This window comes from Candidatus Cloacimonadota bacterium (assembly GCA_020532355.1).
GTDB lineage: Bacteria > Cloacimonadota > Cloacimonadia > Cloacimonadales > Cloacimonadaceae > UBA5456.
This window is the reverse complement of record JAJBBD010000062.1, coordinates 1-11,074: the sequence shown is the minus strand read 5'-3', so window position 1 is coordinate 11,074 and position 11,074 is coordinate 1. Positions and strand designations below refer to the sequence as shown.

The window sequence follows — 11,074 nt, the reverse complement described above, 5'->3', positions numbered from 1 at the left end:
GGATTCTGGTGAGCATGAGATAGCAGTACCCAGTTTAGATTTGGAATTGGGCTATGTGCGCAAGTTTCCCAAGCTCAATATTCCCATTCATGTAGCCTTACGGGCGCAAACATTTATTGAGGAGCGTGGAGAAGCATCCACCATAAGTAATTCCACTTTTAGTACAGATTTCCATGCAGGATTAATGCTTCAGCCAATTCCCGCCCTAAAACTAATGGGGGGTTACGATATAGATAGTATTAGTGCTGGCATAGGCATTGAATATAGGGCTTTCGGATTGAATTACGCATTCAAAAATAGCTCTCCGGATGGCTTAGGCAACAGTCAGAAAATTGCACTATCTTATTCATGGTGAAAAAAATAGCGCTCTTAGGCGCCACTGGATCAATTGGTGATTCATTCTTTAAGGTTTACAAGGAACATAAAGCATCCATTAAAATCAGCTTTGCCGCTGCGCACTCTAATGTTGCAAAGCTTTGCGAGCTTGCCACTACATACAAAATCCCACAAATAAGCTTTACCGGTATAGAGGAATCATCTACCCAAAGAATGATTCGTAACCAATACCCTCAGCTCAAAATCTATTTTGGTAAAGAATCCCTACTCTCGCTGTTGGCAGAAGAGGATTATGATATTGGGCTTAATGCCATCGGTGGATCTGCAGGAATAGAAGCAACTTTCGCCATTCTCAATAAAGGTGTTCGGCTGGCTCTGGCAAATAAAGAATCCTTGGTGATGGGCGGTCATCTTGTGCAAAAGCTAAGGCAACCCGGACAGATAATTCCCATAGATAGCGAACATTCAGCTATTTTTCAAGCGTTGGGCAAGCACCCTCGCAATGAAGTGCAGAAGCTTATTATCACGGCTTCGGGCGGAGCCTTTCGCACACTTGATTTAGCCGAGTTTATCCACATCACCCCCCAAATGGCGCTCAAACATCCAAACTGGGATATGGGGGCAAAAGTAACTTTAGATAGCGCCACAATGTTCAACAAAGCCTTGGAAGTAATGGAAGCGCACTGGCTGTTTGACCTCGACTATGATCAAATTGAGGCTGTGATTCATCCTCAATCTATCATCCACTCTATGGTTCAGTATATTGATGGCTCAATCCTTGCCCAGATGAGTTCACCCGATATGAGTCTGCCCATTCTGTATGCCCTTAGCTATCCCGAAAGATGGCAATCTAGCTTGGTGCAAACAGATCTCATTGCCAAGCCCGATCTTAGCTTTGACCATATCTGCCCTGAGCGTTTTCCTCTGTTTTATTTAGGATTGGAAGCAGCACGTCAAGGCGGAATCTTCCCAACTGCCATAAATGCCGCCGTTGAAGCGGCTATGAAGCTGTTTTTGGAAGCACAAATCAGTTTCCCTCAGATATATACTTTGGTAGAAAAAACCTTAGACTCCACTACTCAGATTGCAGAGCCGGATTTGGATACCATCATTCGGGCAAACAAAGAATACTATTATAAATGCCTCGCATTGATCTGAACCAATAAATAATTAAATTGGAGTATAAATGAATTATAGCAAATACGCTGTTGAACAAATAGTTGCTTTATGTAAAACACCAAGTCCCACCGGATTTACAAAATTGGCTACTAAATACTTGATTGATGAATTAGAAAAACTTGGCTTCAAAGCTATTCTTTCCCGTAAAGGCTCGGTGCATGCTACCCTCGGTGGAGAAGGCAATCCTCTGGTATTGGCAGCCCACATAGATACCTTGGGAGCTATGGTGCGCTCCATTAAGAGCAATGGAAGATTGCGCTTTAGCAAGATAGGCGGATACCCCGAAAACAATATCGAGAACGAAAACGTAATCGTACACACCCGTAGTGGTAAAACCTACACCGGCACAGTGTACATCAATGGTCCGGCGGTTCATGTATATAGTGATACAGGTTCCAGCAAGCGAGATGATGCCAATATGGAAGTAGTTTTGGATGAAACAGTTAAAAGCAAAGCCGATACTCAGAAATTGGGCATTTCACCAGGTGACTTCATTTCTCTGGATGCCCGCACTATTGTTACAGATTCCGGATTCATTAAAAGCCGCCATTTAGATGATAAAGCCAGCGCCGGCGTACTTTTAGCATTGGCCAAGGAAGTGCATGAAGGAAGTTTGAAACTTGCCCGCAAAACCAGTATCTTGTTTACCACCTACGAAGAAGTGGGTCATGGTGCAGCATCGGGATTCCCTCAAGATACAACTGAAATGATTTCTGTGGATATGGGCGCAGTAGGCGATGATCTTGACACCGATGAGTATAAGGTATCCATTTGCGCCAAAGATTCCGGCGGACCCTACGATTGGGATGTTACAGACGCTTTGGTGCACTTGGCAGAAGAGCTTAAGTTGCAGTATGCCGTTGATATTTATCCATTTTACGGATCGGATGTTGAGGGTGCGTTAAGAGCCGGATACGATATTAAGCACGCTCTGATTGGTCCAGGAGTTTTCGCTTCGCACGGATATGAGCGAACTCATATTCAGGCTGTGGATAATACCTTGAAGCTGCTTGAAGCCTATCTGCAAAAACCTGGAGCATAAGCCTATCTGTGCCGTCATTACTCGTAAAGCAATATGAAGCTCTATTTGGAGCAAAAATTGCATCTTATACCCAAAAAGAACACTTGGAGAGAAACATGCGGATAGTTTTGCTGTGTGCCTTATTGAGCTTAGTTCCGTTATTTGCAATGGACAATTTGCCAGAATGTTATCACACCTATGATGAAATAACCGAGATTCTTTTCCAACTGGAAGAATCATATCCCAATATTGCCAAAGTGCATATGATTGGTTATTCTCAAGAAGAGAACCTGCCCATCTATGCCATGCAAATTTCAGCGAATGTAGAAGCCACTTGGGAGCGTCCAGCCCTGCTGTTTGTAGGTCAGGTGCATGCAGAAGAAGTATTAGGCGTAGAAATTACTCTCAGCAATATCCAAGAAATCCTCAATAATCAATATCAGGTGCCCTATTCTTCGTGGATAAACCAATTAGACTCCTGGTGGATTCCCACACTAAATCCTGAAGGACATAATGTTGTAACCTCAAATCTGGATACTTCATACCGCAAAAACAAACGAGATAACAACAATAATGGAGTTTTTGATTTCTCTTCCTTAGTCGGTTATGATATTGATGGGGTGGATATCAACCGCAATTTTGACTTTAATTGGACTCATGGCGACACCCTTATGCAGCCCGGAGGTACCGAAGTGTATGACTACTACCGGGGTCCCTCCCCCATGAGTGAAAGCGAGATAATTGCCATCAAACAACTTGCCGATGCCAAGAAGTTCATCTACAGTATCTGTTGGCATTCTTCACGGAGTGGGAATTTCTCCGAAAAGGTATATTATTCTTTCAATTGGAAAGATGTACGTCCTTCTCCAGATTTTGCTTTTGCTCAAAGCATTGCTCAGGGAGTGGCAAGCCAAATCCAAAAAGAATCTGCTGGCACCTACGAATACTATCCTAATGCCAGCCGCCGCGGCGCCTTTCACGACTGGATGTATAAAGAATATGGCACCATCCAACTTCTTATTGAGGTTGGAACCCGAAACCTCCAGCCCAACGAGGCTTTGATGCTGGATACAATTCAGCGTGCCACTAACGGCGTGTGGTGGATGATGAATAGAGCCTTAAGGTTTTCTACCAATGTGGCTTCCAGCTCTCTTTTAACCGGACAGTTTACAGATAGTGTTACAGGAGACCCTCTGCAAGCAGAACTTATTATCGAACAAAAACATGCGCCTTGGTTTGTTGCCCGCACCAGCTTTGCCGATACCGGTAGGTATTGGAAAGCCCTACCTCAAGGCAGTTACACTTTAAGAGTGCGAAAAGAGGGGTATTGGGATAAGGTTGTGGAATATGTAAATGTGAACAACAGTTCCTGGACCACCCGAGACATTGCTCTTGATCCTAAAGAAACTACTTTGATGCATGGTTATGTAACCAGTTCCGGCACCAATATTCCTGCGCAGATGATAATCAAAGATATTAGCCCCGATACTCTTTCTTTTGAGGGGCATTATATCTACCACGGTTATGAAGGCGAGTATCCAATCGAGATTTTCTCAGATGGATACTATCCTTATTTAGGTACCCTTACCTTAGAACCGGGAACCGTTCAACAGAGCTATAATCTTAGCCCTGCAACAACCTTATTTAGTGAAACTTGGGAGAACGGCAGCGATGCGTGGACAAACTCCGGAGAATGGGTATTACAAAATGAGCTCAGCAGTTCCGGATATGCCATTACAGATAGCTGGGGAGGCAGAGGACATTATGCTCAAAACTGTGATGTTCATATAGCAACGGTGAATCCCATAGCTTTACCCATTGCTGGAAACCCTCTTCTTTATTTTGATTCACATCTCTATACGGAATGGGATCACGACCCCGTAACGGTTGAAATTTCACTCGATAACGAAAGCTGGACGGAACTCTGGACCAAGTCTGGACGACATGACTTTTGGCAACGCGAATATATAGATCTTTCAGAATATGCCGGCAATGAAGTTTATCTGCGTTTTCGCCTTCGCGACAGCAGTATTGCCGATGAGTTAACAGATCCCGGCTGGACTATCGACAATATCTACGTGATAACCGGAGTGGCAACTTCTTTGATAGATCAGCTTGTCCCCGGTATTGAAAAATCTGTTTTATATCCCAACTTCCCCAATCCCTTCAACCCAGAAACCACGATCCGTTACAGCCTGGCTGCCAGTAGCAAGGTGGAGCTGGATATATTCAATATCCGCGGTCAGAAGGTTCGCTCATATCATCCCGGCATGCAAGCTGCAGGAAATTATAGATTTATCTTTGACGGAATGGATGATGCCGGTCAATCTCTTGCCAGCGGTATATATTTCTACCGCATGAAAACAGGAGATTTGGTTCAAAGCAGAAAAATGATCTTAATGAAATAGGTATAAACTTATAACCGCCCCTTTCCATACCGGATTGGGGTTTTTTTGTTTGTTTGAATACCTCAGACATGCAATTGTGCTTTACTCAGAGCATTCAAGCTGAGTAGATTAAGCTAACATTACGCATGGTTAAAGCTGCTATTCTCCCTTGCATATAGCATGACTTGTGCGTAAACCATAGCTAAAGATAGCCCATTGAAGAGGGCGAAATATGGCAAAAAAGGATTTGACACAATATCCATCCGCAGGACATTGCCTTTAGAATTAGTATAATTTACAAATAAAAAAGATAGATGGAGAAACAATGAGCAAACAACCTTATGCCGAGCCTTGGCGAATTAAGATGGTAGAGCCCCTAAAGATACTTAGCAAAGAAGAGCGTGAGCAAAAAATCAGAGCCGCAGAGTATAACCTTTTTAACTTAGCAGCAGAAGATGTGTATATCGATCTACTTACGGATTCCGGAACTGGTGCCATGAGCGACAGGCAGTGGTCGGCTCTTATGCTTGGGGATGAAAGTTATGCCGGGTCCCGCAGTTTCCTGCGCCTGAAGAAGACCATCCAAGATTTGCTGGGATTTCCTTATGTGTTGCCTACTCACCAGGGTAGAGCAGCAGAAAATGTGCTGTTTTCTGCAACCATTAAAGCCGGTGACATCGTACCCGGTAATGCACATTTTGATACTACCAAAGGGCATATAGAATTCAGGCACGCAGTGCCAATCGATTGTACGGTAGAGGAAGCAGCAGATCCTAATATAGAGCTTCCCTTTAAGGGAAATATCGATATCAAAAAACTGGAAGCTTGCATTGAAGAACACGGAGCAGCTAAAATCCCAATGGTAATTCATACGGTTACCTGCAATACCGGAGGTGGACAGCCTGTTTCTATGGAAAATATTAAAGCTGTATCTGCAACTTGCAAAAAGCACAATATTCCCCTTATTTTCGATTCAGCTCGCTTTGCAGAAAACGCCTATTTTATCAAGACCAGAGAGCAAGGATATCAGGATATAAGCATTAAAGAAATAGTAAAAGAAATGTTCAGTTACGCCGATGGTATGACCATGAGCGCAAAGAAAGATGCAATTGTAAATATTGGCGGCTTTATTGCCTTAAGAAATCTGGAAACGTATCGTCAATGTAGCACCTTCAACATCATGTTTGAAGGGTACCTAACCTATGGCGGCATGAGTGGCAGAGATATGGAAACATTGGCATCCGGTTTACAAGAGAGTACGGAGTACGACTATCTACATGCACGAATTTCTCAAGTGAAGTATTTAGGAGATAAAATAAGCGCATTAGGCATTCCAATTGTCAAACCTGCCGGTGGTCATGCCATCTATATAGATGCTAAGGCATTTTTTCCCCAGATTCCTCAAACTCAATATCCGGCTCAAGTTTTGGGCGTTGCACTCTATATAGAAGCGGGTGTGCGGGGAGTTGAGATTGGTACTGTTTTGGCAGATCGGGATCCCAATAGCCGCCAAGAACGCCCACCCAGAATGGAACTCCTGCGTCTTGCCATCCCTCGCCGTGTTTATACTAATAACCATATAGATGTAGTGGTGTGGGGTTTGCAGCAAATTTGGGCTAAGCGTAATAGCTATAAAGGCTTAAAAATCAAATACGAAGCCCCAATCATGCGACACTTCACGGCAACATTTGAAGCCTTGTAAGAAAAATACAGCTAAAAATACCTTTTAGAGAAGATAACGAGAATCAAACACTTTCAACTTGACACAAAGTGCCTATTGAGAGTCTTGGAGAAAATACTTAAAATATCTGGGAGAATATCATGAATATTTTGGATGATCTGTTCTATACTGATAGCCATGAATGGGTTAGAGTTGATGGCGAAATTGCCACTATTGGAATTAGTGACTTTGCGCAGCATGAGCTGGGTGATATAGTGTTTGTAGAGCTGCCCGATGTGGGCATGAAAGTTTCCGGCGGTGAACCGTGCGGATCTATCGAAGCCGTAAAAGCAGTAGAAGACCTCATCTCCCCTGTATCCGGAAAGATTGTAGAAAGAAATATGGATTTGGAAGACAGTCCCGATCTGATTAATAAATCTTGCTATGAAGACGGCTGGATCATGAAAGTACGCCTTAGCAACAGAGATGAACTGGAAAACCTCTTAAGCGCTATTGAATACAAGAAGATAATTCCCGAATAAACCTTTGGAACTTTAATACTTGATACAAAAAAGCACTAGCTTTCTAATAATTCTATCTGCGCCTTCCGGAGGCGGTAAAAGCACGATTTTGAATGAGATCTTGCTACGGATGAGTAGTGTGGATTACTCCGTAAGCTATACTACGAGGTCTCCGCGAGGTATAGAGCAAAATGGGATTCATTACTATTTTGTAAATGAGCGGGAATTTGAGCGACGTATAGCCGATGGGGATTTTTTGGAACATGCCAAAGTTTTTGGAAAAAGCTGGTATGGAACCTCCATAAGTTATATAAAATCCCGGCTAGAACTTTCACGTCACGTAATAATGGATATAGATGTGCAGGGCGCTTCACAGATTTCCGCCACAGATATTCCCTATGTAAAAATCTTTATAATTCCTCCATCTATGGATGTATTAAAAGAGCGCCTTATCAAGCGCGGTACCGATAGCATGGAAGATATACAGCGAAGACTGGATACTGCCAAAAAAGAACTGCACTGTATAAATGATTATGACTATTTAGTGATAAATGACAATCTGGAAATAGCTATTAACGACGTGATAAGCATAATAAGAGCAGAAGAGAATAGAGTTTCAAGATACAACAATCCCATGCAAGGTTTCTTGGGAGAGGAGATACAATGATAAACGAGAAGATAGACGGCTTTTTAGAAAAGGTAAACATGAACTACCTTTTTTGCCTTCTTTCAAAGCTGGAAGCACAACGAATAAACCAGTTCCCCAGCTTTGTGAAGAATAAGTTTAAAGATAAAATTACAGTGTTATCAATGGAACACGTTGCCGATAACGATGTGCCGGATTATATAGCCGAATTGGAAGAAGCAGAAAAGGCTATGGCGGCAGAGCGGGCACTATTTGAAGACGATGATGACAGCGGAGAATTTGCCGGAGAAACTATTGATGATTCTGCCAAATTTGCCCGTGAAATCCAAGCCCAGGATCCCAGTGAATATGATAGCTTTGAAGTAGTAAAAGATCCCTTTGCAAATAACGACGACGATGATGACTTGGATAACGATTTCGACGATGATGACGATGATGACGACGACGAATAATGTCACACCGTGCCCTTATCCAATACCTTGAATTACTAAAACAAAGCGGAATCCGGCAGATATTCAACGAACCGGTTCAAGAACAAATGCAGCAAAACAAGCAGCAAATACTGGACGCTCTGCAAGCAAAATATGCCAATTGTCACAAGTGCCCACTTGCTGCAGGACGAATCAATCTGGTCTATGGTGAGGGCAATCCCCATGCTAAAGCAATGCTTATTGGCGAAGCGCCTGGTGAAAAAGAAAACTTGAGTGGACACCCCTTTGTGGGAGCAGCCGGTAAGTTGCTTGATAAAATGTTACTTGCCATACATTTAAGTAGAGATGATATTTATATAACAAACATCGTAAAATGCCGTCCAGAGGGAAATCGTAATCCCACTCAGGAAGAGCGTTTGGCCTGCCTCCCATATTTGGTGGAACAAATTCAGATTATCCGCCCACGCTTATTATTGGTAATGGGTTTGGTGGCAGCGCAGACTCTGTTTGGAAACCATGAAACTCTTACTTGGAACCGCTCTCACAGAAATGAATTTATGGACATTCCAGCTTGGGTAACCTACCACCCGGCAGCTCTTCTGCGCAATGAGCATTGGAAACGCCCCGCTTGGGAAGATCTACAAAACTTTCAACAAGCATATTTAAACACAGACTAATGAATAAGCTGTTACTCCTGCTTATACCAATATTTATAAACGGTATTGCAGGGGCTCAAGTGTTGATTTATGGCGATACCCGTAACCATCCGGAAGTTCATCAAGAACTTATACAACAGGTGAAAGACATTCCCCTGGAACTTGTGTTTTATACAGGGGATATGAACCAAAAGGGCTTAACACAAGGTGAATATGATAGCTTTAGGGCAATTATCTCTCCTTTTGCAGACCGCTTCTATCCCGTACGGGGAAACCACGAAAAGAATCTTGAACTGTATCTGCAGAACTTCTTTGTAGAAGGCAAGCATAGTTATTACGCTATGGTTCACGATTCGCTAAAATACATTATTTTGGATAGCAATCTCGATCTATTACCTGGATCTCATCAATATGATTGGCTTGTGCAAGAATTAGAAAGTGCAGAATATCCAATTGTCCTGCTCTTACACCATCCCATATTCAGTTCCGGTTATCATGGTGATGAATTGGGTTTACAATGGTTTATACCTCAGCTGATCAAGAAGTATCCGGTTGTATCCGTAATCAGCGGTCACGAACATAGTTTTGAACACCTCAAAGCAGAAGGAATACATTATTTTGTTTCCGGCGGTGGAGGAGCTCCTTTGCGAGAGCTGGAAAGCAAAGATTCCCGGTCTTTGTTCTTTAAGATGATTCACCATTATAATGTTCTAACTAAACAAACTAAAAGTATAAAATGGGAATGCTTCGATCTTGACGGCAGTCCAATTTATGCTGCGGAGATTCCATTACCTTAATATGGACAGCAGAATACTGGCAATTCACGATCTTTCTGGATTTGGAAACACTTCCTTGATGGCGATAATTCCGCTTATGTATCGCTTTGGCTTGGAAGTATGCGCCCTACCTACATCCATCCTTAGTTCCAATACCTGCTTTAAGGGTTACAGCATTGTGGAAACAGATAGCTTTATGCGTGAATGCTTGGAGCACTGGAAAGCTTTAGGTTTGGAGTTTGGCGCCATTTATAGCGGTTTTCTGGGGAATCCCCAACAAGTAAACATCGTGTTGGATTCGATCTTAAGCTTTGCTACAAAGGACACTTTAGTGCTGATTGATCCCGTAATGGCAGATGAGGGCAAACTCTATTCATGTTACAATTTTACAATGGTTGAGGCAATGCGTAAACTAATAGCAAAAGCGGATCTCATTACTCCCAATTTCACTGAGGCATGTTTTTTGGCAGACTTAAAGCAAGATGACATAAAAACTGATACAGATAGAGAAGAATTGTTCACCCGATTGCATAAGTTAGGAGTGAAAGAAATCATTATTACTAGTGTCCCTAGTAACAAGGGCGGGTACCGAATTCTATATTCATCTGCCCCCAATTCAGAGATAATAAGTCACGATTGCCAATACATTCCCTGTTTTTATACTGGAACGGGAGACATCTTTAGCGCTTTGATATTAATATACACACTTAAGGGAATTAAGCGCCCACAAGCGATAAATATGGCTGCCGATTTTATCTCTCGGGCTATTAGTTATTCGGAATCAAATAATCGGGACGGAAGAGCTGGCATACTATTACAACAAGTTTTATCCGAGCTTGATCTGTAACATAAAAAAACCCGGAGCAATTCCGGGTTTACAATTTGATAAACTATTTGTCCTATTAGTTGCCTAAAACAACTTGGAGACCGGCCTTAATGCCAAAATTACTGTATTCGTTACTACCTTTCCAATCTCCGCCATAATCGCCAAGTCCCATTTTGTACCGTACACCCATATCTACAAACACATTGGATGTAAGAGGATACAGATAGCCGGCTTTAAGAGAGGCATACATACCTGTGTATGTGTAATCGAATTTATCTCCATCGTAATCTTCGCTTTTGCTGCTGCTGGTGTATTCCAAAGCAAGACCACCATAAATCTGATTGTAGAAATATCTGCCACCCACTCCAATACTAAAATCCGTTTCTGAATATTTATCCTGACTCCAGTTATTAAAAGAAAGGATACCGTCAACGCAAACATTGTCCATCACAAAATAGCCGAACTGGGGCATAATTTCAATGCTGTTCGTTGCTTCAGCATCAGAATTGAATTTTTCTGATGAGAAACCAACCTGACCGCCAACCATCATATCACCTGTGGTGAATGCGAACACCGAACTGATGAGAACTAGTGAAAATAGGACAAGAATTCCTTTTTTCATGGTAAACCTCCAT

General features: G+C 42.5%; 12 protein-coding genes. 11 read left to right on the top strand and 1 reads right to left on the bottom strand.

The window, feature by feature from the left end:
* The 11 genes from LHW48_01985 to LHW48_01935 form a co-directional block, all read left to right on the top strand.
* Positions 1-355 (top strand): hypothetical protein (locus LHW48_01985; GenBank protein MCB5259231.1); only part of this gene is annotated, 355 nt, incomplete at its 5' end.
* Positions 349-1,494: a 1-deoxy-D-xylulose-5-phosphate reductoisomerase gene (gene dxr / locus LHW48_01980; protein ID MCB5259230.1), complete on the top strand. Its 1,146-nt coding sequence runs from the start codon at positions 349-351 to the stop codon at positions 1,492-1,494. The genes LHW48_01985 and dxr, both read left to right, overlap by 7 nt.
* A 28-nt stretch (positions 1,495-1,522) precedes the next feature.
* On the top strand, positions 1,523-2,557 hold the full coding sequence (locus LHW48_01975; protein MCB5259229.1) for a M42 family metallopeptidase: 1,035 nt from the start codon (positions 1,523-1,525) through the stop codon (positions 2,555-2,557).
* 95 nt (positions 2,558-2,652) lie between these two features.
* Positions 2,653-4,944 carry a T9SS type A sorting domain-containing protein gene (locus LHW48_01970; GenBank protein ID MCB5259228.1) on the top strand — a complete coding sequence of 764 codons (2,292 nt, stop codon included), beginning with the start codon at positions 2,653-2,655 and terminating at the stop codon, positions 4,942-4,944.
* A 304-nt stretch (positions 4,945-5,248) separates the two neighbouring features.
* The gene (locus LHW48_01965) at positions 5,249-6,625 is read left to right on the top strand and encodes a tryptophanase (protein ID MCB5259227.1); all 1,377 of its coding nucleotides are present in this window, start codon (positions 5,249-5,251) and stop codon (positions 6,623-6,625) included.
* Between the two features lie 119 nt (positions 6,626-6,744).
* Positions 6,745-7,125 (top strand): glycine cleavage system protein GcvH, encoded by a 381-nt coding sequence (gene gcvH, locus LHW48_01960; GenBank protein MCB5259226.1) that lies wholly within the window; start codon positions 6,745-6,747, stop codon positions 7,123-7,125.
* A gap of 19 nt (positions 7,126-7,144) precedes the next feature.
* Entirely contained in the window at positions 7,145-7,771 is a 627-nt protein-coding gene (gene gmk, locus LHW48_01955; GenBank protein MCB5259225.1) for a guanylate kinase, read from the top strand.
* Positions 7,768-8,202 (top strand): hypothetical protein, encoded by a 435-nt coding sequence (locus tag LHW48_01950; protein MCB5259224.1) that lies wholly within the window; start codon positions 7,768-7,770, stop codon positions 8,200-8,202. Before gmk ends, LHW48_01950 begins: the two co-directional genes overlap by 4 nt.
* The gene (locus tag LHW48_01945) at positions 8,202-8,858 is read left to right on the top strand and encodes a uracil-DNA glycosylase (protein ID MCB5259223.1); all 657 of its coding nucleotides are present in this window, start codon (positions 8,202-8,204) and stop codon (positions 8,856-8,858) included. Before LHW48_01950 ends, LHW48_01945 begins: the two co-directional genes overlap by 1 nt.
* Positions 8,858-9,634 (top strand): metallophosphoesterase, encoded by a 777-nt coding sequence (locus LHW48_01940; GenBank protein MCB5259222.1) that lies wholly within the window; start codon positions 8,858-8,860, stop codon positions 9,632-9,634. The genes LHW48_01945 and LHW48_01940 overlap by 1 nt, the downstream gene beginning before the upstream one ends.
* Positions 9,609-10,460, top strand: coding sequence for a pyridoxamine kinase (locus LHW48_01935; GenBank protein ID MCB5259221.1), 852 nt, complete (start codon positions 9,609-9,611; stop codon positions 10,458-10,460). The genes LHW48_01940 and LHW48_01935 overlap by 26 nt, the downstream gene beginning before the upstream one ends.
* A gap of 55 nt (positions 10,461-10,515) precedes the next feature.
* On the opposite strand, the gene LHW48_01930 is transcribed toward LHW48_01935, so the two are convergent.
* The gene (locus LHW48_01930; protein MCB5259220.1) at positions 10,516-11,061 is read right to left on the bottom strand and encodes a hypothetical protein; all 546 of its coding nucleotides are present in this window, start codon (positions 11,059-11,061) and stop codon (positions 10,516-10,518) included.
* Positions 11,062-11,074 lie beyond the last annotated feature (13 nt).